This is a genomic window from Aerosakkonema funiforme FACHB-1375, from assembly GCF_014696265.1.
In the GTDB taxonomy this organism is placed as follows: domain Bacteria; phylum Cyanobacteriota; class Cyanobacteriia; order Cyanobacteriales; family Aerosakkonemataceae; genus Aerosakkonema; species Aerosakkonema funiforme_A.
On sequence record NZ_JACJPW010000029.1, the window covers coordinates 1 to 25,428 of the forward strand.

21 protein-coding genes are annotated in these 25,428 nt (G+C 44.3%); 10 read left to right on the top strand and 11 right to left on the bottom strand.

Features of this window, described 5'->3' with window-relative positions:
- Nucleotides 1–34 precede the first annotated feature (34 nt).
- The 4 genes from H6G03_RS12905 (at nt 35) to H6G03_RS12920 (ending at nt 3,406) form a co-directional block, all read left to right on the top strand.
- Nucleotides 35–781 carry an ATP-binding cassette domain-containing protein gene (locus tag H6G03_RS12905; protein ID WP_190464781.1) on the top strand — a complete coding sequence of 249 codons (747 nt, stop codon included), beginning with the start codon at nt 35–37 and terminating at the stop codon, nt 779–781.
- Entirely contained in the window at nt 778–1,431 is a 654-nt protein-coding gene (locus H6G03_RS12910) for an ABC transporter permease (protein WP_190464782.1), read from the top strand. The genes H6G03_RS12905 and H6G03_RS12910 overlap by 4 nt, the downstream gene beginning before the upstream one ends.
- A complete protein-coding gene (locus tag H6G03_RS12915; protein WP_190464783.1) occupies nt 1,428–2,369 on the top strand; it encodes a glycine betaine ABC transporter substrate-binding protein in 942 nt (313 codons plus the stop codon). The genes H6G03_RS12910 and H6G03_RS12915 overlap by 4 nt, the downstream gene beginning before the upstream one ends.
- 299 nt (nt 2,370–2,668) lie before the next feature.
- Nucleotides 2,669–3,406 carry a phytochelatin synthase family protein gene (locus H6G03_RS12920; RefSeq protein WP_190464784.1) on the top strand — a complete coding sequence of 246 codons (738 nt, stop codon included), beginning with the start codon at nt 2,669–2,671 and terminating at the stop codon, nt 3,404–3,406.
- A 71-nt stretch (nt 3,407–3,477) separates the two neighbouring features.
- Here H6G03_RS12920 and H6G03_RS12925 read toward each other — a convergent pair whose 3' ends face one another.
- Nucleotides 3,478–4,674, bottom strand: a complete 1,197-nt coding sequence (locus tag H6G03_RS12925; RefSeq protein ID WP_190464785.1) for a DUF1624 domain-containing protein — start codon at nt 4,672–4,674, stop codon at nt 3,478–3,480.
- Nucleotides 4,675–4,708: 34 nt separating this feature from the next.
- Between H6G03_RS12925 and ggt the strand changes: the two genes are divergently transcribed.
- The 3 genes from ggt (at nt 4,709) to H6G03_RS12940 (ending at nt 7,535) form a co-directional block, all read left to right on the top strand.
- The gene (ggt, locus tag H6G03_RS12930; protein ID WP_190464786.1) at nt 4,709–6,460 is read left to right on the top strand and encodes a gamma-glutamyltransferase; all 1,752 of its coding nucleotides are present in this window, start codon (nt 4,709–4,711) and stop codon (nt 6,458–6,460) included.
- A gap of 154 nt (nt 6,461–6,614) precedes the next feature.
- The gene (locus tag H6G03_RS12935) at nt 6,615–7,247 is read left to right on the top strand and encodes a hypothetical protein (protein WP_190464787.1); all 633 of its coding nucleotides are present in this window, start codon (nt 6,615–6,617) and stop codon (nt 7,245–7,247) included.
- Nucleotides 7,248–7,274: 27 nt separating this feature from the next.
- Nucleotides 7,275–7,535, top strand: coding sequence for a hypothetical protein (locus H6G03_RS12940; RefSeq protein ID WP_190464788.1), 261 nt, complete (start codon nt 7,275–7,277; stop codon nt 7,533–7,535).
- A 101-nt stretch (nt 7,536–7,636) separates the two neighbouring features.
- Here the strand turns inward: H6G03_RS12940 and H6G03_RS12945 are convergent, their stop codons facing one another.
- The 5 genes from H6G03_RS12945 to H6G03_RS12965 form a co-directional block, all read right to left on the bottom strand.
- Nucleotides 7,637–9,040: a tetratricopeptide repeat protein gene (locus H6G03_RS12945; RefSeq protein ID WP_190464789.1), complete on the bottom strand. Its 1,404-nt coding sequence runs from the start codon at nt 9,038–9,040 to the stop codon at nt 7,637–7,639.
- Between the two features lie 282 nt (nt 9,041–9,322).
- The gene (locus H6G03_RS12950) at nt 9,323–9,577 is read right to left on the bottom strand and encodes a hypothetical protein (RefSeq protein WP_190464790.1); all 255 of its coding nucleotides are present in this window, start codon (nt 9,575–9,577) and stop codon (nt 9,323–9,325) included.
- A 379-nt stretch (nt 9,578–9,956) separates the two neighbouring features.
- A complete protein-coding gene (locus H6G03_RS12955; protein WP_190464841.1) occupies nt 9,957–10,556 on the bottom strand; it encodes a DUF1802 family protein in 600 nt (199 codons plus the stop codon).
- A 153-nt stretch (nt 10,557–10,709) separates the two neighbouring features.
- Nucleotides 10,710–11,000 carry a hypothetical protein gene (locus H6G03_RS12960; RefSeq protein ID WP_322111900.1) on the bottom strand — a complete coding sequence of 97 codons (291 nt, stop codon included), beginning with the start codon at nt 10,998–11,000 and terminating at the stop codon, nt 10,710–10,712.
- Nucleotides 10,997–11,293, bottom strand: coding sequence for a hypothetical protein (locus tag H6G03_RS12965; protein WP_190464791.1), 297 nt, complete (start codon nt 11,291–11,293; stop codon nt 10,997–10,999). Before H6G03_RS12965 ends, H6G03_RS12960 begins: the two co-directional genes overlap by 4 nt.
- Nucleotides 11,294–11,494: 201 nt before the next feature.
- On the opposite strand from H6G03_RS12965, the gene H6G03_RS12970 reads away from it, so the two are divergent.
- The gene (locus tag H6G03_RS12970) at nt 11,495–12,457 is read left to right on the top strand and encodes an aldo/keto reductase (protein WP_190464792.1); all 963 of its coding nucleotides are present in this window, start codon (nt 11,495–11,497) and stop codon (nt 12,455–12,457) included.
- Between the two features lie 574 nt (nt 12,458–13,031).
- Here the strand turns inward: H6G03_RS12970 and H6G03_RS12975 are convergent.
- The gene (locus tag H6G03_RS12975; RefSeq protein ID WP_190464793.1) at nt 13,032–15,029 is read right to left on the bottom strand and encodes a coiled-coil domain-containing protein; all 1,998 of its coding nucleotides are present in this window, start codon (nt 15,027–15,029) and stop codon (nt 13,032–13,034) included.
- Between the two features lie 254 nt (nt 15,030–15,283).
- Nucleotides 15,284–15,991: a lipoyl(octanoyl) transferase LipB gene (gene lipB, locus H6G03_RS12980; RefSeq protein ID WP_322111901.1), complete on the bottom strand. Its 708-nt coding sequence runs from the start codon at nt 15,989–15,991 to the stop codon at nt 15,284–15,286.
- Nucleotides 15,992–16,526: 535 nt separating this feature from the next.
- Between lipB and hpf the strand changes: the two genes are divergently transcribed.
- On the top strand, nt 16,527–17,177 hold the full coding sequence (gene hpf, locus H6G03_RS12985) for a ribosome hibernation-promoting factor, HPF/YfiA family (protein ID WP_190464794.1): 651 nt from the start codon (nt 16,527–16,529) through the stop codon (nt 17,175–17,177).
- A gap of 54 nt (nt 17,178–17,231) precedes the next feature.
- On the opposite strand, the gene H6G03_RS12990 is transcribed toward hpf, so the two are convergent.
- The 3 genes from H6G03_RS12990 to H6G03_RS13000 all read right to left on the bottom strand — a co-directional run bounded on the left by H6G03_RS12990 (nt 17,232) and on the right by H6G03_RS13000 (nt 22,580).
- Nucleotides 17,232–18,521 carry a glycosyltransferase family 4 protein gene (locus H6G03_RS12990; RefSeq protein ID WP_190464795.1) on the bottom strand — a complete coding sequence of 430 codons (1,290 nt, stop codon included), beginning with the start codon at nt 18,519–18,521 and terminating at the stop codon, nt 17,232–17,234.
- Between the two features lie 533 nt (nt 18,522–19,054).
- Nucleotides 19,055–20,680: a mechanosensitive ion channel family protein gene (locus tag H6G03_RS12995; RefSeq protein ID WP_190464796.1), complete on the bottom strand. Its 1,626-nt coding sequence runs from the start codon at nt 20,678–20,680 to the stop codon at nt 19,055–19,057.
- A 415-nt stretch (nt 20,681–21,095) separates the two neighbouring features.
- A complete protein-coding gene (locus H6G03_RS13000) occupies nt 21,096–22,580 on the bottom strand; it encodes a mechanosensitive ion channel domain-containing protein (RefSeq protein ID WP_190464797.1) in 1,485 nt (494 codons plus the stop codon).
- A gap of 484 nt (nt 22,581–23,064) precedes the next feature.
- Here H6G03_RS13000 and H6G03_RS13005 point away from each other — a divergent pair, with 484 nt between their 5' ends.
- A complete protein-coding gene (locus H6G03_RS13005; protein ID WP_190464798.1) occupies nt 23,065–25,398 on the top strand; it encodes a CHASE2 domain-containing protein in 2,334 nt (777 codons plus the stop codon).
- The last annotated feature ends 30 nt before the right edge of the window (nt 25,399–25,428 follow it).

Consider the following 25,428-nt stretch of genomic DNA (forward strand, 5'->3'; position numbering starts at 1 on the left):
CTAGCCCCTAGCCCCTAGCCCCTAGCCCCTACTGATGCCCCAGAATAACGCGATCGCTGTCGAATTCAGCGAAGTCAGCTACAGCTTAAACCGCCGCCCTTTAGTATCCGATCTCAATTTCTCCATCCAAAGTGGCGAAATCTTGGTATTGTTGGGGCGCAGCGGTAGCGGTAAGACAACCACAATGAAGCTCATCAATCGCCTGCTGACACCAACTTCAGGTGAAGTGCGCGTACAAGGAATGAGTACGGTGGAATGGAATCCGATTAAGTTGCGGCGACAAATCGGTTATGTAATTCAAGAAACTGGATTATTCCCCCATTTCAACGTTGAACGCAATGTGGGATTAGTGCCAAGCTTAGAAGGTTGGAGTCGCGATCGCATTCATCAGCGCGTATTTGAATTACTCCATTTAGTTGGATTAGATCCCCAAGTATTTGCAACTCGCTATCCCCACGAACTCTCCGGCGGACAGCGACAGCGCGTCGGCGTCGCCCGCGCACTAGCAGCCGATCCGCCGCTGCTGCTGATGGACGAACCCTTCGGCGCACTCGATCCGATCACGCGGGTGGAATTGCAAAGAGAGTTTCGCCGACTGCAACAAGAATTGGGTAAAACAGTTGTGTTTGTCACCCACGATATCCAAGAAGCATTTGTTTTAGCATCGCGAATTGGTTTAATGGCAGAAGGACGCTTGGTGCTGTTGGGGACAAAGGAAGAATTTTTGCGATCGCCACAACCAGAAGCACAAGCTTTTATGGAATGTTTGCCAAAACTATGAAAGATTTTTTCTTATTTCGTTACGGTTCGGAAATTTTATCGCACACTGGCGAACACATATTTCTGGTGGGAATTTCGATTGCGATCGCGACACTCCTGGGCATTCCCCTTGGCATTCTCATTACCCGTCAACCAAAACTCAGCCCAGCGATTTTAGGTTTGGCCAACATCATGCAAACCATTCCCAGTCTGGCGCTATTTGGCTTTCTGATTTCCATCCCGCCACCCATAGGGGGAATTGGTGACACCCCAGCAATTGTCGCCCTGACTTTGTATTCCCTTTTGCCCATCATCCGCAATACTTACGTAGGGATTAGCAACGTCGATCCTGCAATTCGAGAAGCTGGACGCGGTATGGGAATGACCGATCGAGAACTACTATTTCAAGTAGAAATTCCCTTGGCAATGGGTGTGATTTTGGCGGGAGTGCGCGTCGCGACAGTGATCGGTATCGGTATCGCAACCATTGCTGCGGCGATCGGTGCTGGAGGTTTGGGTGTATTTGTGTTTCGAGGTATCTCGGTAGTCAACAATCAACTGATTCTGGCCGGTGCAGTTCCCGCCGCAGTCATAGCGATCGTCGCCGATTTGGCGATCGGTTGGTTGGAAAATCGCTTAACACCAACTGGCGCAAGGAAAAATGAAAAATGAAACAAAAAATATTTTTGGTATTGTGCCTTTTGGTTTTAACTTTGACGTTAGCGATCGGCAGCTGCACCCCCAAAGTCAGCAACAATCGTGCCGATATCGTTATCGGCGCTAAAGATTTCACCGAACAAGAAATTTTAGCCGAAATTTTAGCCCAACAAATCGAAACAGAAACTAATTTAAAAGTTGACCGTCGCTTTCGTTTGGGATTTACCTATGTTTGTCACAAAGCACTTTTAGCAGGTCAAATCGATGCTTATGTCGAATATACGGGAACAGCCTTCACTGGTGTTTTGAAACAGAAACCGATTAGCAATCCCAAAATTGTTTATCAGCGTTTGCAACAAGCCTACGCCAAACAGTTTGAATTAGAGGTAATGCCATCGCTCGGATTTGAAAATACTTTTGCTATAATTATACGCGGTAAAGATGCGAGAGATTTGAATATTCAAACACTTTCCCAAGCTATAAAGTATACACCGCAATGGCGAGGCGGATTTGGCTACGAATTCCTAGAACGCGAAGATGGATTTCCCGGATTGGCTAAAACCTACAATTTACAGTTTGCCAAATCACCCCGCGTGATGGATTTAGGATTGATGTATCGAGCGCTAATCCAAAAGCAAGTCGATATGGTAGCTGGGAATTCAACTGATGGGCAAATTGCGCGGTTGGATTTAGTCGTTTTAAAGGATGATAAGCATTATTTTCCTCCCTATGAAGCCGTTCCCATTGTCCGTTCTGCAACTTTGAAAAAATATCCCCAATTGCGTCAGGCAATTCAGCAACTAGACGGTCTGATTTCGGCAGACGAAATGCGAAAATTAAACTATTTAGTTGAAGGAGAACTCCGAGATGTCAAAGATGTGGTGCGAGAATTTCTCGAAATCAAAATGCGATTGGGAAGCGTGCCAAGTGATAAAATAACTACAAGTTACTAGGGTGCGTTACCCAATGGTGAATGAGATAATTTGGGAATTTGGATTAGATTTGTAATAATAAAAACTAATTTAATAGTAGGGTAGATTAGGCACAGTTGACGCTAGGAAACCCAACACTACAATTCTCTAGTTTTCGTAGGTTGGGTTGACGCTAGGAAACCCAACACTTTGTTGAGTTTCGCTATCGCAAGAACCCAACCTACAATTTTCTATAATTTTGTCCGCTCCACCCGAAAAGTAATATTGAGCTATTATATTTAATTATTGATGTTAATATTAGCATAGCTCGGCTGAAATTTATGAAAACCAATACACTCAAGACGATCTTCACACCCATTCGGGCTTTTATTCTGGGACTTGCTATTAGCAGCAGCAGCGTACTCGCCCAAACACTCCCCCTACCGCAAAACCTCATTGCCTTCAACTCAGCGCAAGGAGAACAGTTATTAATCCAAAGTCAATCTAGACAAGATTACTGGCATTTGAGTGTACAATTTGTTACGCAAAACAATCAAGCGTTCTGTGGAGTTGCCAGTAGCGTTATGGTACTGAATGCCTTGGGAATTAACGCACCTTCAGCGCCGGAATATGCACCCTATCGCGTCTTCACTCAAAGTAACTTTTTTAGCAATGAAAAAACTCGACAAGTTGTCAGTCCGGAAGTAGTTTCTCGTCGAGGGATGACTTTAAATCAGTTGGGTGGATTATTAGCAAGTTACAATGCCAAGGTGAGAGTTTACCATGCTTCCGACACCAATCTGGCAGAGTTTCGCAGATTGACAGTACAAAATTTGAAACAACCGGGAAATTTCGTTATAACCAATTATTTACGCAAAGCAATTGGGCAAGAAACTGGAGGGCATATTTCTCCTATAGCTGCTTATAATGAAAGAACCGATCGATTTTTAATTTTAGATGTCTCGCGCTACAAATACCCACCAGTTTGGGTGAAAGCAGCAGATTTATGGCGGGCGATGGCAACGGTGGATTCTGATTCGAGGAAAACAAGAGGGTTTGTATTTGTGAGTAAAAATTAGTAACTAATGAAATTTGGGATAAACAAAGATAATTTGTCGGCAATTTGGGTGGGCATTGCCCACCCTACTTATCAAAGATAAGTTAACCACCAAAATTTATGTTTGGCCTTGTACTCCGCAAACCAATTACAAATCGGGTAAAGTATGAGAACTACAATAATCCAAAAATCGTAAACTATTGCTAAACCATAACCATAATCTGGCGGTATTTTAGATAAAGATATGGCGAATGCCTCCAAACCGTATGTAGGTATAGCCAATAGAATTACCAATAGATGAATCAGCGGTATGTGAATAATATAAAAAAATAAGGGAACCTGACCGAAGAGTACCAGTGGTTTGATAAATCTAGATATTTTTTGGTTTTCAAATAAGTCAAGTAAGAGAATTGCAGGGCCGATCGTCATCAACAAAAACAGCAATGAAGGCGGATATTTATGGCAGTTAATGAATGAAAGCAAAGTCAACGGAAAGCTGGACTGAACTGCCCATCGAGCGGGATCTCCATAAATATTAATAGCCCGCAGAATGATAAATGCGAGAATCAAACCAAAACCGAACCTTCGCAGCAATTGTCGTCGCCGAGATTGTGGCAGATCGAATACAGTTCCAAAGGCATAACCCGCCGCCATTACTCCTATCCAAGGTATGAGAGGATAAGCAGTAAAAAACCGCATTCCAGGTAATATTTCCAGTCGTTTTGGTTCGTGAAGAATTGCCCAAAGCCAGCCCCATTCTCCCAGTCGATCGGCTTGTATGTTATCGAACAAATTATGTCCGACTATCAACGTGATTCCTATGGCAGCAATAGCGCGAGTGGGAAGATAAACCAGTGCTGCCAAGACAATCATTGCAAAACCGATCGCCCACAGCACTCCTGCGAATGTAGCACTATAATTTACGTTGAATGTCCATCCAAAACGCACCACCGTCAGTTCCAGAAACACAAGCCAAAGTCCGCGAGTGAAAAGAAACGAGGAGACTTCTTGTTTTGTTTTACCGCGTTGTAGAGAAAGATAGGCGGCGATACCGGCCAGGAAAATAAACGATGTAGCGCAAAGATGAGTTACCCAGCGTGTCAGAAACAGCGGTACGTTTGTTTGGGTCAAGTCTAAAGGGTCAAAACGAGCGTTGGAGAAAAATATCCGCACATGGTCTAATGTCATAAGTACCATCACCAGTCCGCGCAGGATGTCGATCGACACCAGTCGTTTGGGGCGAGGCTTGTCATAGTTTTCGTCTTCACTTACAGTAAATGTCTGGCTCATCTTAAATTTTTCCCGCCAAATATCGAAACTTATTATGTTTAACTTTTTGAGATATAAACAATTTTCTATCGCAATTCTTTATATTATTGTCTCGATATCTCTATTTTGGTGTGAGGAAACAAGGGCAGCTTTTGTCCTACCCCTACGCACTAAAAAAGGTATGGTAACTTCAGCTCATCCGTTGGCGTCTGAGGCAGGACTTTCCATACTGCGAAAAGGTGGCAATGCTGTGGATGCAGCTGTGGCGACAGCTTTTGCCATTTCAGTAGTCGAGCCTTTTTCCGCAGGTATTGGCGGCGGTGGCTTTTTAATGCTGCATCAAGCGCAAACGGGGGAAATGAAGGCGTTGGATTTCCGGGAACGCGCCCCTTTGCGTGCGACACGCAATATGTACTTAGACGAACAGGGTAAGGTGCGTCCGAATGCTAGCGTCAATGGCTATTTGGCAGCAGCAGTACCGGGTACGGTGGCGGGACTTTATGAAGTGCATCGTCAGTACGGTAAGCTACCTTGGCAAGAGGTAATTGCACCTGCTATCCGTCTTGCCAATGAAGGTTTTGTTGTCAGTTCTATTCCGACTTGGCGTTTTGTTGGCATTTCTCAAACGCGCCGAGATGTTATTTTGAACAATGACGCGGCACGTCAAATTTTCGCTCCCAATGGTAGATTGTTTGCATTGGGAGATCGTTTGATACAGAGAGATTTGGCACGCACTTTACAGACGATCGCCAAAGATCCGCAAAGCTTTTACACTGGTGAAATTGCCCGTACTATTGCCAGCGATATGGCAAGAAATGGCGGTTTGATTGGTTTGGCAGATCTGAAAAACTACAAACCGACTTGGCGGACACCTCTGTGCGGTAGTTTCCGCGTTTACCGAATTTGCACAATGCCACCTCCTTCTTCGGGAGGCGTTCACTTGTTGCAAATTTTGAATATTATCGGCGATACGGATCTGAAATCGCTGGGTTGGCATCACCCGGATACGCTACATTTACTTGTAGAAGCAATGAAAATTGCCTATGCCGATCGATCTGTTTATTTGGGCGATCCGGATTTTGTGAATATTCCGGTGACAGCGCTCACCAGTCACAGTTACGCTGCGAAAAGGCGTCGGGAAATTACTATGCAAAGGGCGCGACCTGCAACGGAAGTAAGGGCAGTCGATCGAGATACTTTAGAGCGTTTTGTTAATAGCAAAGAATCACCGGAGACAAGTCATCTGAGCGTTGTAGACGAACAGCGCAATGCGGTTAGCCTTACCTTTACTATTAATTATGGTTTCGGATCGGGTGTGGTTGTACCTGGAACGGGTATTTTGCTTAACGACGAAATGGACGATTTTGCTATTGCACCGGGAGTACCGAACGTTTTTGGTTTGGTGGGTGGAGATGCAAATGCGATCGCACCTCGCAAAATTCCTCTTTCCAGCATGACTCCTACAATTGTCACCGAAAACAATCGCCTGCGTTTGCTAGTTGGTGCGCCGGGAGGAAGCACGATTATCACCACGGTTTTGCAAGTTGTACTCAACGTGTTGGAATACAACATGGATGTCGGTGCAGCTGTTTCTGCTCCTCGCATTCACCATCAGTGGTTACCGGATAAACTGAGGGTGGAACCATTTGGCTTAGATGCTCTCACCCTAGCAGAACTGCGTCGTCGCGGACATCAGATCGAACAGCAAACTCCTTGGGGTAATGCTAATGCGATCGCCGTTACGCCAGATGGCTCTCTAGAAGGAGCAGCCGATCCTCGTGGCGAAGGTTCGCCTAGCGGCTATTAAGCTACTTCCCGGCCTACATTCAAGAATATGACAATTGTGCCTGCGGAATGTGGGTCTAAATTTTACTCAAGTGGGAGGTAGGAAAAACACATTTTCATCATCCAATTGTAGGTTTCATGGTACTATTGAACCCTAGAATGAGGAGGTCTACACTATGAAGCGAAATTTCTTAAAGTCCTTCAGGGGTAAAGTACTATTGGGGTTAACCGCAATTTTATTAAACCCCAGTAGCTTATTAGCTGAGACTTACCGACCTAAGATATCTTTTAGTCTCGAAAACAATGGTAATAGTAATATAGTTCATTTATTTGTGTACCCTCCTGGAACTGATGACAGAATTAACGAAAAACTCCAGGGTCGGGTAGTGAAACCGGGAGAAACCGCAGATATTGATATTTACAACAAGCCTGGAGAATGCGTTTATGATATCAAAACTGTATTCGCCGATGGCGAAGAAAATATCGAACGTCAGGCCAATATTTGTGACATGAATGGTGGTACTTATTCCCTCTATGGAAAAGACGATCGCGTTTTTAAGGTAAGTAACCGTGCCGATAATGATATCGTAGAGTTTTATTGGCGCAGGCCAGGTTCTGATTGGGGTCAAGATTTACTGGGATCAGTTAACATCGCTGCTAGACAGACTGTTGTTATTCCAGTAAATGATAGTAAATGTCTGTATGAATTTCGAGCTGTTTTTGCCAACGGACGGATAGCAGAGCAAGCAAAGAATGTCTGTCTAAACAATAACAGTGTGGTTAGTGATGTGATTTTCGACAAACAGTAGTTAGCAGATAATTCCAGAGAATAAAAAATGCCAAGTTTGATTTGTAAAAGGATTGCACAAAACACACCAGACAAGGTGATTACCCGACGAGTAGTGCAAGCGATGGGTATATCTTTATTGGGGATTATAGCTGCTTCTCCTGTAGCTCTATCATTTACCCAAATCATGAGCAAAACGATTGATGGGGTAAAAATTCAGCAATGGAATGAGCCAGACCAACTAGGACAAGCTTGTCGGCGGAAGGCGGGTACGCGAGGGCCCTGTAGCCCACCTAGCCCTTGGGGTTAAAACAAAGATCTCAGATCCCCGACTTCTTGGAGAAGTCGGGGATCTCTCTTCAATGCCACCTCCTTCTTCGGGAGGCGTTCACTTGTTGCAGATGTTGAATATTATCGGCGATACTTTTGATTCTCTGGTTTTTTATAAGCTTCCAGTGAAACTCTAGAGGTATAGAGACTGTAGTATATTTTCGTATCGTCATAAGGATTTAATCCGGCGCGATATAATTCCCCATAACAAGCTTCCGCCTTTTTAGGAATATCGGAATTTAAAAATTGTCCCTTTTGATAGTTAACTTCTTGGCGTATTTTTTCCGTGATTTGAAGATAACACTGCCCTTTATTTTGTTCCTTCGTTTCTTTGGGTAAAGTTTTCTCTAATTCAGCGGCCTGTTCAAAAGAGTTATAGGCATTATCGAGAGCATTATTAGCATCTTCAACAGAAGATTTTTTTAAATCAAAATCAGATAGATAAAGGATGCCATGATTAATCGCAATATCTCGGCGTAAAAGTTTTTGCTCTTCTTTCACCAGCTTCTCAGCAGCTACTAAGAAAAAATCGGCTCTCCGCTCAACTTTCTCATCAATTTTTGCTGTCCAACCCACATCTTCCAACGACTGGAATACCAATACTCTTCCTAAACCATTGAGGGCGGCGGGATCGTTGAAGGATCTCCCTTTCTCGTAGTAAGATATAGCTTCCTTGAGTTGTCCCATATCTTCCGAAACTTTCCCCAAAGCAACATAAATTTTGGAATCGTTGGGGTTAAAATTCAGTGCCCTTTTGTATAAATCCAAAGCACTAACAACATCACCTTGAGTACTAGAGATCTGCCCCTGTTTATAATAATATTCCCCTATAGTTGGTAAATTAGCATAGACAACATAAGTACTTGCGGCCATTAGAGCTGAGGCACCAAAGATTGCTTCCGCGTGGAAGTGAGGCGGAATCCCGACGCTCTTGAGGGCATTCTCAACAGTTTCCTTACCATTTTCTGTCAGCACCCCACCGGCTAATAAAAGCATCCCCACCGCTTGGCCAACCGTACTAAAAGTCCCCAGGATATCAAACCCTTCACTGGAAAAGGCTTGAGCCGTGCTAGAACCAAAAGTAGTCGCCACAACCATACAACCGAGTGTCAACCCATACCATACCCAGTCAAAGCGATCGTGTTTGTGGACTTCTCGAGGGACAAAGGATTCCAGAAACCACCACCAAGACGATTCCGGTGGGTTGACACTCAGCCGATAGCTAGCTAGGGGAAACTTTTTCGCTATTATCCCTGCAAGTTCCTTCAATCGCTCATCCAAATCAATCAACAGGGCGCATTGACTCGTGTTCAATTCCGCACCGTTATTTTTGAGGTTTTCCACTCCATCGCGGCTCAAGAGCATTTCTATAATTTTCCGCTTGGACAGTATCGATCCTGCTTTTTCAATAGTGGATAATGCCTCTTGATAATGTGCAATAGCTTCATCCATTGCGGATTTGCTTTCCTCAGCATAATCTTCCATGATGGGAACTTGCGCTATTTCCTACTGACTTTCTGTCGGGTATGACCCAATAACAGAGGGATTATACTGTTTAAGCGCATTCACCGTCAACAATTACCGGATCGACTTAGGGTAGTGCCTCTTTGCCAGAACTGTGTCTCGGAGAGATCCGATCGAGCTACAATTTCCGGCGGGCAATTCTAATGCGATATGATTAACGCCATACTTGGCAAACCCACTCACAGCAGACCGTTTTTGAGAAAGAGCCGCAAAGCCATATGGAGAAGGTTCGCCAAGCGGCTATTAAGCCACCTCTGTTTCTGGATTGAAGAATGAACGTTGTTGCGCTTCGTTAGTGGGTATCAGCTTCCAGCCAGCTTTGATGAGCTTTTGGTAAGTTGCCCAACCTTTAGAACCACCTGGTTCGCGGTAATCTGGTACGGCATATTGAGGAAAACCTGTATAGGGTCGCCACGGTTCGTGAGATGCTAATTGCAAATGCAAGATCTTTTGCCCGTTGCCACCAAGAGTGGGTAACCAGCACATCTGTCCAGCCATGATAAAACTCCTTTGCGTAGATAAAGGTACGTAAAGCTGAAACCAGGCTGTGTGAGGATGCGCTTTTAAGCTTCTGTTCCCAGCTTCGATATTGTGTTCCAGCCACGCTACCCTAGATTGACCGATTTGTCAATATGATGGCAAAAAATTCTTAGTTGTGACCTCACCCTACAGGGTATTTTTGTCAATTTCATCTCAATCTTAAGCAAGATTTAATGATTATGGACAAAGAGCGGAAAAGCATAGAGCTTAATCTCCCAAATCTGCTCTAATGCTTAATTCAGAGATATTTTGAAGTTTATTTTGCTTTATCCTTCAGGGTTACGTCAGCTAAATTTGTTACAAAATTCCCTTTCCCCAGTTTCCCACTGGTTGATTTTCAATTTTGAATTTTTAATTCCTCAGCCTGCGGGTGGGCGATCGCATTACGGATGACATTTGCTTGTTTGACGTATTCACCATCACTCAGCACTGGTACAGAACCGACGATGGAAATAGGTGCGGCCAAATCGATCCAAGACTTGCAGCCACCGTATTCCGGGCGGTAAACAATGGATTGCGGTTGAGCGAGTTTGTAAGTCCGCAGCAGCAAAATATACATTGGCTGACTGGGTTTCCATTTGAGGCGATCGCTCGCAAACCGCTCGTTCCAGATGTGATATGGTAGCAGTGCGGCAATGCTGGGTTCGTAACTCACCATAAAAATATCGGTAATCTTCGCCCAGCTACCAATTCGCACAGTTTCCGGATGCCAACCCGATTCTACAGGGCTTACCTTGTCAGCATATTCCGGTTTGAGCAAATCTGGTTTTTGGTGTTCAAATGTCGGGTAGAGCAAAACCTCATCATGAGCAACTTTAAATTGCTTTCCCTCCTCGCGAATACCGCCTTTACGAAGCAGCAAAATAGTTTTGCCTTGCGCCAAGGCATCTACCGCAACAGCCCATTCCTTGAGTGCGTGGATAGTAGTCGATTCCATAGCAATAGAGTTGAGTTCTTCTTCCAGACTAGCGACTGGCAAACACTCGCCACGCAATGAAAACGATAAAAGTTATATAGCCGAATACAGATAACCAATCCAGCCAGTTGCTGGGGAGAGTTAAAAATTCGTCGTTCATAGACAGAAGAGGGATTATTTGTGCAGAACGCTACAGATGAGCTTACCTGGGCCGTTGGGTTCAAACGGTACAACAGTTCCGTCTTTGCGAACGGTAATGCGATCGCGACAATTATACAGCTGCATCGGCCTTTCCACCCCGTCAACGCTGACGATCGCCCGATACTCCCAGTGATTTTTAGCACTGCGGTCAATCCTGAGAACGCAAATCAAACGGTCATTTGTTTGGCGACAAAAGGAAGCTTCCGCAGGTAGGGCGACTGCGAAGCATAACATTAATAACAGCAACAAACAAATATATTTCACCGGTAGTTATCGCGGTTCAAGAAAAGTTTGTAACCGACATAGCCCACACCCGCCGTGATTACCAAACCGATAACTATAGAAATAAAACTCACAGCGGTACTAAAAACCCAAACGCTAATCAGTCCAGTGGCGGCAAATACTGCCACCTTGGCCACTTTATTCATTTTTGCTATAGCAAGTTGCCAGCGGCTGGGTTGCTGAGGTTTCGGGGTTCGAGGTATATGTTGGATAGAAATTTCCGCCTCTAATTCCCTCAGTCGTCGTTCGATTTGGTCTTCATTGTGAGAACTCATTCCTACTCCCCGGTTCGGAACAATGGCTTTGCTTTAGTTTACCCTTAGAAAAATCTCAAGTAGCTAAGGTATGATAAAAACTATGCAGAAATTTACACAGAAGAAGCGGTGTTTTGCATAAGTCCTAAGATATTCGATCGATCTCGCTGCACTGCGTCAATATGGTTAGGATGCAGAATGAAGACCATTTAGGAGTCAGACATGGAAACGCGACGCTTGGGCAACTCTGATGTGAATATCTCTCCCATCATTATGGGGACTTGGCAAGCTGGGAAAGCTATGTGGGTGGGGATTGAGGATTCCGAGACCGTCAAGGCGATGCGGGCGGCTTTTGAGGCGGGGATAACGACCATCGACACTGCCGAGGTTTACGGAAACGGTCACTCTGAGCAAATTGTGGCACAAGCGCTGTCAGATGTGCGCGATCGAGTTGTCTACGCTACCAAGGTTTTCGCCAATCATCTCAAGTATGACTTAGTAATTGAGGCGTGCGATCGCTCTCTGAAAAACCTTAAAACCGATTATATCGACCTCTATCAAATTCATTGGCCTTCCGGCGCTTTCAACAGCGAAATTGTACCGATTGAGGAAACTATGCGGGCGATGAACGATTTGAAACAGCAAGGCAAAATTCGTGCTATTGGCGTTTCTAATTTCTCCCGCGCTCAAATAGAAGAAGCCGCCCAGTACGGACGCATTGATAGCCTGCAACCGCCTTATTCTTTGTTCTGGCGTCAGGTGGAAAAAGATACTATGCCGTACTGCATTGAAAACAATATTTCTATCATTGCTTACTCTTCTCTGGCACAGGGATTGCTGACTGGCAAATTCGGTCTCGGTCACAAGTTCCAGGAAGGAGATAACCGCATCAAAAATAAGCTGTTTATGGGTGAGAATTACGAACGAGCGCAAGCAGCTTTAGATAAACTCCGTCCGATTGCAGAACGCCATCAATGTAAGCTTGCCCAACTAACTTTAGCTTGGTTGATTGCCCAACCGCAAACAAATGCGATCGTCGGTGCGCGTAACAGCGATCAATCGGTACAAAATGCCAAAGCAGCCGATGTCAAATTATCTGCTGACGAACTAGCACAAATCGACGCTATTGGGCGCACGGTTACCGATCCTTTGGATGACAGTCCGATTATGTGGGATTGGGGCTAGAAAAACCAATCTCAATTTCCTCAAGTTTAGCAACAAATTTAGGTTGGTTTTTGTTCCTCAATCTCACAGACATCTCCAAAAATTCTTGTGGGGTAGGCATCCTGCCTGCCTTTAAGATTATTTTGGAGGAGATGTCTAATCTACTTTCCCACAGAAGATAATTTTGCACAATGACGAGATGTTAGTAAAATTAAACTTCTGTAAACAGGGTTAAACTTAGGTAAATAGAGGCTTACACCATAAAATTACTGTGCTACTTTAATAACAGGACACGATAAATTCAAACTAAAACCCAAACCAAACAAACAGCTTAGATTTGTGTCCTACTGTCGAAGCTACCTTTGATTAACTCTTGTGCATAGCATAGCAAAAGTGGCAGAAAGCCCCATTTTGGGGGCAAAACCAAACCCAAGTCCGGAAAGACGCTACTATGCTAGAGTTAGAAAACTGACAAACTTTACTTTCTGACTTTCATTATTTGACAACTCTATCACTAAACTTGTACCGGGTCTAGTCATCTTGACTAGACCCAAAATGTTTTATAGATTTGTTTTTTTTGTTTGTTTTTGCAAATCTAACGCTTCGCTCCCTCCTCATGAAGGTTATTGGTTTCATAGCTTTCCCTGTCAGGCGTCTCGATATCGGAATGGCGATCGTTTTCGTAGCTTTCCGCGTCGGGTGTCTGGATTGGCGTTTCTACACCGATCGCTTTATTCTCCAGATCGTTCTTTAACTTAGACTCTGGTGACGAAACAACCTCAGACTTGACTGTAATATACTGCATTTGCTGTATTTGCTGTTCGGACGGCAGATCGATCGTTTGGTGGGGAAGACCGATGATCTCCGTCTCTACTGCTTCGGTCTGCTGTTGCCGTTTGCCACGCAAATTATCGAACACTTGCAGGGATCTGGCAACTAACGATTCTGTCCAGTATGTGAGTAGAGTATCCAAATCTCTTGATTCTAATGTGCTTGCTGCCGATTTGCTTAGCAGTAAATCGCTTTCAGCCGAATCGTCAGATTTTTCTGGCGATTGAGCGATTTGCTTTGGCATTTTCAACAATTGTTGCTGCCAATGGGAGGCACATTTTGACAGTTGCTGGAATTTAGCAGATGAGAAGTCGAGCGAACTCTCAACAGCGGCGTTCAATTTGGTATAAGCATCTTCAATGAAAGTGCGATCGGCTTTTTCAGCATAACTGTTTGACTGGGGTATCTGAAAGTACAGCGCTTGCAGTTCCTTTTTCAGTTGCTGAATTTCCGCTTGTAGATAGCTGTTATCCAAGTCGGAAGTAATCGCAGAAACTTGCTGAAGAAGTTCAACTTCGGCGGCGCTTTGCTTTAATTCTTCGATCTCGGCTGGCTGCGAGCGCTCCTCAAACGCTTCAGTCAACGATTGGAGGGTAGCTTGCATCTGTTGATTTTGTGCTTCTAACCGATCTAAGTTAGAGCGCGTAATTTCTTCTGTCTGAGCGATCGCTGCTTTAATTTCTTTGATCTGCGCTGCTACGTACCCAGTGTCAGAGCGTCCGTTTTGTGTCGGCAGTGCAGACAATTCATATTCTACATCGGATGTACTTTCTCTTTGCTCTGCTAAGCGCTCTGTAAACCTGTCGCCGATTTGAGATACTTTTGTTGCCAGTTGCTGTATTTGCTCTTCCAAGTAACTGGGATCGAAAGTTACTGGCTGTGGGGTAAAAGCAGCTAACTGCTCTTGCACTTCTGCGGCAATTTGTTTAACTTCTTGGATGCGCTCTAAATCCTGGCGCTGATTAAACGCTTCCGTTAATGAGGAAACGTTTGCTTGCAGTTCCCGAACTTGTCTTTCCAGGTAGCTGGGAACAACATTTGCCGATGCGTCTGCAAGCTGAGAAATACGCTGTTCGACTTCTGGGGACAACAGCATTTGTCTGAGTTCTTCGATGCGCTGTATTTCTTCCCGCTCTTTAAACGCCTCTGTTAATGAGGAGAGGTTGGTTTGCAGTTGCTGAATTTGCTGCTTAAAGTCTTGAAATTCCTCTTTCGTGAGGTTCTCGGAACCAATCTGCTTGCGATCGAGCAGTTCTGTTTTCAGTTCCTCTATCTTGCGATCTAAATACTCGCTGTCAAAACCTGGGGTAAGTTCGTCTATTTGCTTTGCTTGAGTGTCGCTCAGCGAAGCGCTCCCTTCGGGTTTTGTTGATATGGTGAGGTTGCCGATCGCTTGTTCCAGGCTATCAAACCGCTCTCGCAGCTGGCTGAGTTCTTCCTGGACGGGAGCGAGAATCAGCGGTTTAATCGGAGTCGAGAAACCTTGAAATGAGTCTCTTAAGCTTCCCATCTCTTCTGAGATTTCCCGATCTATTTGTCTGACGCGGGTTCCCATCTCAGATAAGACAGCCGCCATGTTCTGCTGTAATGTCTGCTCGAATCGGCGTCGGTTGATCAGGCTTAGGGAAAGGGCTAGAGTCAGGGGAGCAACCGAATATATCAGCTGCTGGGAAAAAACTGCAACTAACGTCCCTGCAACAGAACCCGCTACGGAAACGTACTCTGTTACCTCTAAGCCATTGGGCTCTGTAGTTTCTGTCATAAGCTGTTACGGGAAGTGTGCAAACCCAGTACTTTCAGGTCGGGGAATAAACGCGACACAGGCGCTTTTAACTGCTGTCCCCTTTGAGGGGAGAGTAGATCGCGATTTAAAAAATGTGGAAAGTTTCCACAAGTTAAATATATCAAGAAAAATCAAAATTTTGAATAATTATACCAACCGAAGACATCAGAGAGGACGTTCTTAATTCGACCAAACCCTTGATTCTCAATTCTTCTTCCCGTAACTCCTAACCCCTAGTCCCCAGCCATAGTTTCTGGAATTAGCTCGACTGCAAACACTTCGGCGAAGCTGGCTGCTACTTGCTGACGCACTCGGTCTTTATTAATTGTGGGAATAAATTCTGCTAAGCTGCCCACCGGTTTGTCGGAAATTCCGCAAGGTACTATTTGCTTAAAACCTTCCAGATCTGGACAAACGTTGAAAGCGAAGCCGTGCATGGTAATCCAACGGCTGACTTTGATGCCGATCGCAGCTACTTTCCGTCCTTCTAACCAAACGCCGGTAAAGCCGTCGAGCCGTTCCCCTGCCAATCCGTACTCAGCCAGCACTCGGATTAACACTTCTTCCAGCTGGCGCAGATACCAGTGCAAGTCTTGCCGATAATATCGCAAATTCAGGATCGGGTAGCCGACGAGTTGACCGGGACAGTGGTAGGTTACTTCGCCACCGCGCTCTATACGGTGTAGCTCGCAGTTACTTCGCTCCGGAGCGAATTTGAGAAATTCCAGACTGGCTCCTTGTCCGAGCGTGTACACGGGGGGATGTTCCAACAATATGAGGACATCTTCCAGCTTGGGGTTGTCTCGCCGTTCTGCCAGGAGCGATCGCTGCCACTCCCAAGCTGCTGAATAATCTGTGATTCCCCGATCGTATAACCGACAAAAACGGGGTTTTTGCTGCTTATTCCACGCCAACCAATCATTATTACTCGAAATCACCACAAAAATCAAGAGTATTTTACGTTAAATTTCGTTCAAAATCCGGTCAGGGAAATCAAGAAATGTCAACAGATGCAAAAGATTTTAAAGAGTAGCCAAAGGGCTATGTACTCCAGAATACAAAATGCTAGTGTTTTATGTATAACCTCAATGTGAATAGGAGGAAGCCTGTTTAGCAAGAAAAAGCCCACAAATTTGAGATGGCGATCGCCCACCTTCCTTTCAAAGCCAGCATAGTTGGTGGCATCGTCCGAGAAACTTACTGTAGAGGTGTGGGCGTAGGCTCAAGTCAGAGTGCGATAAAGTGGGGCCATTTTGCATTATGCAAGCAGTTTGACAAGAGATAAACTCCGAAAAGTTTCGGCATCCTTACGATATGATAAAATATGCAATATCTCGGCGTTGCAACACCCCCAGACACATAAATTACGTTCCTGGAAAGCAGCGATGTCGGCTTAGCTTTCCTTTCAGACCAAAGGTAGACGCAGGCTAAAAATATGCCTGCTAGTAGATAGAGTATTCAGCGGGAGAATTGAATATGAAGCTTGTGATTCATGGCAAAAATATTGAAATCACCGATGCAATTCGTGAGTACGTACACCAAAAAATTGAAAAAGCAGCAAGTCACTTTCTAAATGTAACCAATGAGATTGATGTGCATCTATCAGTAGCTCGCAATCCCAGGGTAAATTCTAAGCAGACTGCTGAAGTGACTATCTATGCAAATGGTGCGGTGATTCGTGCAGAAGAAGGAAGTGAAAGTTTATATGCCAGTATAGACTTAGTTGCTGATAAAATAGCCCGCAAACTGCGTAAGTACAAAGAAAAACGGCTAGATAAGAAGACTCAAGCCCAGCGCAAAACTAGCGAGGTAGTAGAACAAGCGCCAGTGGCAGTGGATTTGATCGGCGATCGCACTGTGGAACTTCCCACTGAAGTCGTGCGTACCAAATATTTTGCCATGCCGCCCATGACTATTGAAGAAGCCTTAGAACAGTTACAGCTAGTGGATCACGATTTTTATATGTTCCGCAATGCGGAAACCGGCGAAATTAACGTGATTTACGAACGCAATCACGGCGGTTATGGTGTAATTCAGCCGCGTAATGGCAATGGGCATACCGGCAAAAATGGTAAGGCAGCCCACACCAATCCTGTACCGGAGAAGTTAAACCTCCAGAAGACTTAAAAGCAAGCTTGAAACCAGTTAGTGATAAGCAGTTAGCTATCTGCTAACTGCTTATCAAAATACAGCTTCTAGTGCTGGTAATTTCAGGTTTTTAAGCATAGATTCGTAGTCGTAAAGTACCTCAATTGGATTGGGCAATTGTGGCGGAGGTAACGGTTCTGGCTGGGAACGAAAATAGCGGGCTAAATCTAAAATTGCCTCCCCAGCCGCAAAAATATCTCCAATAGGAACAAGACGACCCAAAGGCCAACTCTCTAACCATTCATTGACTACCTCTCGCGAACCTGGGTTATCGTAGGCTACTATACCTTTGCCTGCGGCGATCGCTTCTTGCAGGACGCGAGGTCGTCCCTCATTATCGGAGCAAAGCAGAACGGTTTCTGCATTATTCATACAATCGAGTACCTGTTGCCGAGATACGCTACCTTTTAGCACAATTCGTTCTTCTAAACCGTAACTTTTGATGCGATGCAACATCTCCGCACGATCGGGGCCATCTCCGCACACCGTAAGATGGACATTGACTCCGGCAAGTGAGAGATTTCGCACAATTTCCACTGCATCCAACGGCCTTTTCCTGGCTTTGAGTTGAGCCGCCATCAGCAAACGAATCGGTTCTTTTGCAATTTGCTGATAGTTGGAAGTGGGGTGAAAAGGAGGAAGATTGGTGCTGGGATTGAAGGGAGGAAGATTAATTGGGTTGGGCAAGAAAACGGTATTGGTGACACCAACTACACGTTCGATCGATTCGGCAAGATGGCGAGCTATACAAACAATTTTATCGCAGCCTTGGTAAAGGTTGAGCAGTTGCCGTCTGAGTTGAGGATCGATGGGATCGCTAGAAGCGAGGCGGTTGATATAAGCTCCCCGACAAATCAATATGACAGGTTTGTCGTGATGAACGCGACGGATAGCGGGAAGATGCCACAAAAACGATTCGCGACCGAGAATGACAAAATCGAAAGGGCCATGAATTTGATAGGCTATTTGAACTTCGCGATCGATATCTGATAATGCTTGACTCGTAATACTCAAGTCGTTAGGAAAGTCAGCCTGAATCCAGATTAATCCAGGATATTGCGCCAAATTATTTGGCACTTTGTAGGGGGCGATCTGCAAAACTTCATGCCCGATGTTGCGTAATCCGCAGGCAAGTTCCTGACTGGAGTGAGCTGACCCGCCTCCGTGCGGTGGGTGGACACTTAGTAACAGAATTTTCATATTTTTGATACTTCTTTCTTGTTTTTTTGTAGATTCGATACCCAGTATTACTGGCAGACGGGATGCCGGGGAACCCTTGCCGGAAGCGTAACTTGGCTTTTCCATAGGGTAGCGATCGGGCATCTCGAATCGCAACTTCGATCGATATACCTGCTTACACAAATCAGCGAAAATTACGATTTTTCACCAATTCAATTGGGCAGAAATGGGGAGCTTAGCAAGCGAGGCGGCAAGAAACCTGTTTAGATTTTAACCAAACTTTTAACGACCGCCCATTTCTATCTCTATCTAAAGAGAGAAGATAAATTAAACAACTTCTTGTAATTTATACGTCTTATGTATAGTTGTCAAGGCAATTTCCGAAAAGTTTTAAACAGGGCTTAGGCTTTTCTGGTAATTTGAAGTGCTATGGTTTTTGGGGTAATTCCTGAATTACCCCAAAAAATACAGTATGCCAAGCAATGCCAGCGCAAATTGTAGTAAAGCAAACCAAATAAGGAATAGCAGTAGAATAATCCCGTTTTTAGCAACTTATGGCCGAAAAATAGCCACACCCAAGTTCTGAAAGTGTGTAGCAAAGTTTTTGTCGATGCTAACGGCTAAAAAAAGGGCTTGTGAGTTATATACTTCTCAACAAGCCCTGCAATTTGAATGTTTTATGAGTTGTAAATGTAAGCTTGTCTCAAGCGCCTGATCATTTCTCTTCGCACTTCGTTGTTGACGCGGTAGCCTCGCTCCCAATGTTCTAACTTGATATTGTCAACGTAGTATTTTACGGTAAATTCCATACCGCCACCAGTGATGTTATCCAGTCGAACCTTCGGCTCTTTCCAAGCATTTTTGGACTCTTTGAAGTTCTCTCGCAACCACTCTACAAACTTTACTGCGTAATCATCCAACCTGGTTTCATCTCCGCCGGGGTTGGCCATTTTTTGATAAAGTTTGTTCATTTTGGTCTTCAGAACTTCAATTTTTTGTTCCCATTCCTCTGGTAAAATCAAGCGATCTTCCGCTACCAAGTCTGGGTCTTTTAACCAGGCTTCGTACCAGGTTCTAATCAATCCGATCAGCGATGTTTTCAGAGCAGGTTCTTGTTGTTCCTCTAGTCGAGAGCGCACCCGCTTGCCTTTGCGTTCTGTTACTACTCGTAAGCCAACCAAGTTCACCACATCTAAGTATTCTTTCAGAACTACTTTGAGCTCGTCCAGATCCAATCCGCCTCTTTCAAGACTTTTGATTTTGTTAACCAAATCCTCTACTTCTTCTTCAATTTTTTGCAGTTGTTTGTTCACATCAATTTCTGCCAACACGCGGATGCGTCCGGCTTCCTTTTTGGAAAGCTTACCTGGCTGTGCTTCATCCCAAACATAAAATTTGTCTAAAAATTGCAGCTTCTCCTCAAGAGTACCCAATGTATCTGGATGTCCGAGCACAATTTCTTTCAAGATTTTTGTGGCGGCAACCGGGTCGGCATCTACTCGGACTCCGATTTTGATTGAATAAGCGTAGTGAGGAGTAGGACGACTGAGGTTAATGATGTCTTGATTTCCCAAAGACGAATTTGGCACATACACTTCGCAGTGGGTATCGATCATGTAGAGTTTGGTGACGCGGATGCCGATATTTTTGATGACTGCTAGTGACCCGTTCGCGGAGATGACATCGCCAAATTGAAAGGGCGTATCGACTAACAAAACTAACCCGCTGAAGAAGTTTGCTAAAATATCTTTGACCGCTAAACCAATTACAACGGTAATACTGCCTACCGCTAAGCCGATTCCTGTGAGGTCAACCCCTAATGTTTGCAAGAAAAGGGAGAAACCGAGCAGGTAAGCTAGGACGGGGATAGTGCGATCGAGGATAGGTATTAATACGTCGTCCCAGACCGCCTCAGTTTTGCGGGCATAGGCTTTCAAGTAATAGACGACAACTTGAGTAAATAACTGAGAAATCCAGTGAGTAACGCACAGGATCAGGAATCCGTCGATTGTTTTTTCCAGCCAACCCAGAATTCCTTCGCCGCTCAATTGCTCAAATGCAATTTTTAAGCTGAGCAGTATGAAAATGACTAGAACTGGACCGCGAGAAACACTCAAGCTGACGAGGGCTGCATCGTTTTCCATTTGGCGAAACAACGCTCGCAGCACGTAAAAGAGCAATATGTACAGTACAAAAGCTACAATTCCCCCCCCGATCAATACGATGAGGAAAAAGGCAAAGTTATTTGGTAGAGATGGTAAAAATCCCGGGAGCGCGGTTGCAAAGCTTAAAATAGGAACCATTGGTGCCTGCCTCAAATATTTAGCTGTTAGTGTCAGTGAATGCAGTACCCAGTTTGGGTACGCTCAAGCAATGTCATCACAATCTATAACACGGCCTAACTCTCCGGTAGTATTCTATCAACGATATGCCTTTCTTTACCACTACTCGCGTAAAATATCACCCTCTTTAGGGAAGAAATTATTAAAAAATTCTAACTTGCTGTGGGGTTGACTGGAACGATTAGCTGGACAATTTATAGTAATGTGATTTTAAGGGCCTTGGCTCTCATCCGGGATCGAAAAAGCGGTTTCAAGCCTCCCATTTCAAGGGTAATCTTCAAAAATTTTTTCCGAATTTCAAGCTTTGTCTGCTCATTGCCCAGCCAATCCAAAATCCTTGCATAGGGTGAGAACTTGCAAGCAGTCGATGACTGAGTTAAAGATTGAAAAGATTTTGCAGCCGCTTTCTCACCCAAGCCACAGGGTTTTGGTCGTCTTCTGCTGTATCGACCAAACCCATTTCTCGTAGCTGTTTTTGTCTAGCCGTTAGTTCTTCTTGATGGTTCCCTAATGCTTTAACGATCTCCTCGAATAACTCAGGATGTTCTTGTAAAAGTTGTTGGAAACCAGCTTTGTTTATAGCGAATAAAATGGTTTCTTCTATGGCCCTTACAGTCGCAGTGCGCGGAATTCCAAGCATCAAAGCCAGCTCTCCAAAGAATTGACCCACAGTCAGGTTGACAAGGTGTTTGTTAATTTTTTCCACAAAAACTTCTACAGTTCCTTCCAAAATGATAAAAAACGCATCTCCTGGGTCGTTTTCGCGAAATAAAATTTGGGATGGCACCAAGCGTTGCCGATAACCAGCTTCAATGAATTGCCGCAGTTCTAAGTCGTTAAGATTTTGAAAATATACTATTTGGCGCAATAAATCGTGGAGAGGCAATTGCTTGGCTGGAATAGGCGCTATCTGTAAAGCTGAATCGCCACTTGCAGTAATATCCGTTTCTTTTTTTGGGTCGATTTTCGTTGAGCTTTGTTTCTGCAACAAGGGTGCGAAAACCTCTGGATTTTGGAACCACAAATTTCTGTCGTCCGTGGGAAATTTAATGCCATTTTCACGGAAATTGTATTCAATGGCAAAATTCAAAGAACTTTTAATTAATTCTATTTTATTGGGTTTGTCAAGCCAAGCTAAAAGTTCAAATTTAAAGCCCTGTCCGGTAAAACCTACAAACAGCACTCTGGGATTGGGGTTGTATAAAATTGCCGATTCCATATAAGCAGCGCTTAAAAGTGATTCAGTCACTAGCAGGGGATCGTTATCATCGGCTACTACTACGGGTATCCGGAGACAGCAGTAGGAGCTATCGTAGCTCCAGTTAACAATTTTGTTGCCAATCATGCTGCTGTTGGGAACAATCACCGAGCTATCATCATTGGTATTGATGATAGTTGAACGAATAGATATTTTCTTGACTGTTCCCGTGATATTTTCTAGTTCAATATAGTCTCCCACCTTGATCGGTCGATCGACCAATAATGTCAAACCGCTGACAAAGTTGGTGGTTAAATCTTGGACGCCGAAGCCCAGCCCCACTCCTAAACCTCCGGCTAATACGGCTAGAGAAGCCAGGTTAAAACCAATGCTTTGTAATACGATCAGGATGCCTAAAGCTGCTGTTGCGTAACGAACGATTACGGCGATCGCTTCCCGGTTTCCCTCGTCAATTCCCATTCTGACCAGCAGCCGCTCTTTCAGGAAATTACTAAGAGCCTTAGAAGTAAAAATAGCTATTAATAGCGATATTACCAGTACAAATATTGAACTAATCGATACAGAATAATCTCCCAGTTTAAACAAACTAGCTGTGAACAGGTTAAATAATTGGGTTAAGATTTCTTGCGTTAGCCAGTCCATTTTTTTCAGTTACTGCTATGTTTGGCAAAATGAGTATCCTTAGATACAACAATACCTAAAATCCTGTGTGTATCAACCTTTAAGGTTAATATACCTAAAACGTAGAATATCACTAATTACGGAACAGACTGCAAGCAAGGTTTATAAAATTTTATACAAGCTCTAGTGAATTTTATAGAAGCTCTAGTTAAAATGATTTAACCTATAACTGTAAAAAACCAAAAGCGCGATCGGAAGTAACTTAACTCAAGCTATGGCAAAATATACTTTGTTAACAGTTGCTTTTTGGAGCTAATTTGGCCTTAAAAGCACCGATGAGTTTGAGTAAGTTAACACAAGCAGAATATTTTGTCAATAGTGGAAACTTAAAAGAGCGGCTCATACCTCTATCTGAGGCGATCGAGCAGAGCCAGAATATATTCAAAGCTACTCTGCTAAACAGTTGCGGAACAAGGGATAATTAATCATCGGGCAAATAAAAGCTATGCGAACAAACCTCAAAAAGTTTCTTTGGCAATGGCGGGGCATATTAATCGCTGCTCCTAGCGTCACGATAATAGTGCTGCTTATGCGCTCGATCGGATTTTTACAAATATTCGAGTTGACATTGCTGGATCGATTTTTTATCCTGCGTCCCAGAGAAGCAGTTGACGATCGCATAATTATCGTGGATATCACGGAAGCCGATGTCCGCAAAGTCAAACTATGGCCAATGCCTGATGCTGTTCTGGCTAAATTGCTGGGTAATATTAAGGCACAGCAACCTAGAGCGATTGGCCTCGATTTGTATCGAGATTTGCAAGTACCCCCAGACTACGAGAATCTGGTGAACTTGTTTAAGACTTCACCCGATTTACTGAAGCAAGAAAAGCCTGTGGAACCGGGTTATCAGGCGTTACGCAATCTGTATGCGAGTACGCCTAATCTCTTTGGCGTCAGGAAAGTCGCCGGTAATATTGAGCAGGACACAGTTAGCGCACCGCCAGGATTAAAATATCCCGACCAAGTTGCCGCCAACGATTTCCCGTGGGATGGAGATGGCGTAATTCGCCGATTTTATTTAACTGTGCCAGTCACGAAGGATCGAGCTTTATACGAGAACGAAGCAACTTTAGACGGATTGGGAGTAAAGCTAGCTTTAACATATCTGAACAAGGAAGGCATTAAGCCAGAGATTCTGGATGGATCGCAGCAGAAATACAAGCTGGGTAAGGCTGTACTTGTTCCTTTTAATGGTAATGATGGCAGCTATATTAATGCAGAAGATAAAGGCTACCAAATTTTCTTAAACTATCGCGGGCCTGCGGGGACTTTTCCCCGCATCACGATGACAGAAGTGCTGGAAAACAAAATTCCACCCCAGCTGATGCGCGATCGCATAGCATTAATTGGTGCCAGCGCTCGCAGTCTCAACGACCTCTTCTACACACCCTACAGCATCGCTCAATTCGGATCTCTACAACAAATGCCGGGAGTAGAAATCCACGCCAATATAGCCAGTCACCTTTTGAGCGCGGCGATTGACGGTCGGAGTGCCATCCAATCTTGGAGCGAACCCCTTGAGTGGCTGTGGATTTTAGCTTGGGCGGTAGTAGGCGCTGCATTGGCTTGGGTACAGCGAGATATGGGAGTCACGAAAAAAGAAGTCCTCCTCCTATCTACTGGCTTTGTAGTTGCTGGCGGCAGTCTGATCGGTGGCAGTTTTTTAGCATTTATAAATGGCTGGTGGATTCCCGTAATTCCCTCGCTTTTGGCAATGGGAGGTTCTGTTGTAGCTATCACCGCTTATGTTGCTAAAACCGCCAAAGATATTCGCAAAACTTTCGGTCGCTATCTCACCGATGATGTGGTCGCCAATCTATTAGAAAATCCCACCGGAGCTAAACTCGGCGGCGAACGGCGAAAAATTACCATATTAACTTCGGATTTACGAGGATTCACAGCCACATCCGAACGATTGCCTCCGGAAGAAGTAGTTAAAATTCTCAACATTTATTTGGGATATATGGCTGATGTCATTACCGAATATAAGGGTACCATTGATGAATTTATGGGCGATGGCATTTTAGTTTTATTTGGTGCCCCCACAGGTAGAGAAGATGATGCGGAAAGAGCAATTGCTTGTGCTATTGCTATGCAGTCGGCGATGATTCCCGTTAACGAAGAGATGAACAAGTTAGGTGTATCGCCCTTAAAAATGGGGATCGGGATCAACACTGGCGAAGTAGTTGTGGGCAATATCGGTTCAACCAAACGCACTAAGTATGGTGTGGTTGGCTCTCAGGTGAATTTGACTTATCGCATCGAATCGTATACCACAGAAGGTCAAATTCTCATATCTCAATCAACCTTGGATGCAGTTAAAGCCAAACTGAGAATCGACGGCAAAAAGCAGGTACAACCGAAAGGAGTTAAAGAGCCGATTACTATCTACGATATTGGGGGGATCGACGAACCGTATAACCTCTATTTAAATAAACAGGAAGAACTATACTTTTCCCTTTCTGAAAAAATCTCCCTGCAATATGCTGTCCTGGATGGCAAGCACGTCAGCGACTCTATGTTAAGCGGCTGTTTGGTAGAGCTTTCGGCTAAGGGAGGAAAGATAACTTGTGAAAGTGGGATTCCTCCTTTAACGAATATCAAACTGAACTTTTTAATAGCAGATGAGTCAGGCAAACCTAGTGAAGATGTCTATGCCAAAGTTATAGAGAAGAAGTCAGATAGCGGCGGTTTTTACATTTATTTTTCGGCAATGCCGCCAGAGATAGAAAAGATGATTGAGAATCTCTATAAATCGATTTCTTCTGGCCATTGATAGAGCGATCGCTCATCCCAATTTATAGGT

Bases quoted from the DNA above. Each gene is read 5' to 3' on its own strand.
- H6G03_RS12905 (WP_190464781.1), top strand. From the start codon at position 35: ATGCCCCAGAATAACGCGATCGCTGTCGAATTCAGCGAAGTCAGCTAC.
- H6G03_RS12910 (WP_190464782.1), top strand. From the start codon at position 778: ATGAAAGATTTTTTCTTATTTCGTTACGGTTCGGAAATTTTATCGCAC.
- H6G03_RS12915 (WP_190464783.1), top strand. From the start codon at position 1,428: ATGAAACAAAAAATATTTTTGGTATTGTGCCTTTTGGTTTTAACTTTG.
- H6G03_RS12920 (WP_190464784.1), top strand. From the start codon at position 2,669: ATGAAAACCAATACACTCAAGACGATCTTCACACCCATTCGGGCTTTT.
- H6G03_RS12925 (WP_190464785.1), bottom strand. From the start codon at position 4,674: ATGAGCCAGACATTTACTGTAAGTGAAGACGAAAACTATGACAAGCCT.
- ggt (WP_190464786.1), top strand. From the start codon at position 4,709: ATGTTTAACTTTTTGAGATATAAACAATTTTCTATCGCAATTCTTTAT.
- H6G03_RS12935 (WP_190464787.1), top strand. From the start codon at position 6,615: ATGAAGCGAAATTTCTTAAAGTCCTTCAGGGGTAAAGTACTATTGGGG.
- H6G03_RS12940 (WP_190464788.1), top strand. From the start codon at position 7,275: ATGCCAAGTTTGATTTGTAAAAGGATTGCACAAAACACACCAGACAAG.
- H6G03_RS12945 (WP_190464789.1), bottom strand. From the start codon at position 9,040: ATGGAAGATTATGCTGAGGAAAGCAAATCCGCAATGGATGAAGCTATT.
- H6G03_RS12950 (WP_190464790.1), bottom strand. From the start codon at position 9,577: ATGGCTGGACAGATGTGCTGGTTACCCACTCTTGGTGGCAACGGGCAA.
- H6G03_RS12955 (WP_190464841.1), bottom strand. From the start codon at position 10,556: ATGGAATCGACTACTATCCACGCACTCAAGGAATGGGCTGTTGCGGTA.
- H6G03_RS12965 (WP_190464791.1), bottom strand. From the start codon at position 11,293: ATGAGTTCTCACAATGAAGACCAAATCGAACGACGACTGAGGGAATTA.
- H6G03_RS12970 (WP_190464792.1), top strand. From the start codon at position 11,495: ATGGAAACGCGACGCTTGGGCAACTCTGATGTGAATATCTCTCCCATC.
- H6G03_RS12975 (WP_190464793.1), bottom strand. From the start codon at position 15,029: ATGACAGAAACTACAGAGCCCAATGGCTTAGAGGTAACAGAGTACGTT.
- hpf (WP_190464794.1), top strand. From the start codon at position 16,527: ATGAAGCTTGTGATTCATGGCAAAAATATTGAAATCACCGATGCAATT.
- H6G03_RS12990 (WP_190464795.1), bottom strand. From the start codon at position 18,521: ATGCCCGATCGCTACCCTATGGAAAAGCCAAGTTACGCTTCCGGCAAG.
- H6G03_RS12995 (WP_190464796.1), bottom strand. From the start codon at position 20,680: ATGGTTCCTATTTTAAGCTTTGCAACCGCGCTCCCGGGATTTTTACCA.
- H6G03_RS13000 (WP_190464797.1), bottom strand. From the start codon at position 22,580: ATGGACTGGCTAACGCAAGAAATCTTAACCCAATTATTTAACCTGTTC.
- H6G03_RS13005 (WP_190464798.1), top strand. From the start codon at position 23,065: ATGCGAACAAACCTCAAAAAGTTTCTTTGGCAATGGCGGGGCATATTA.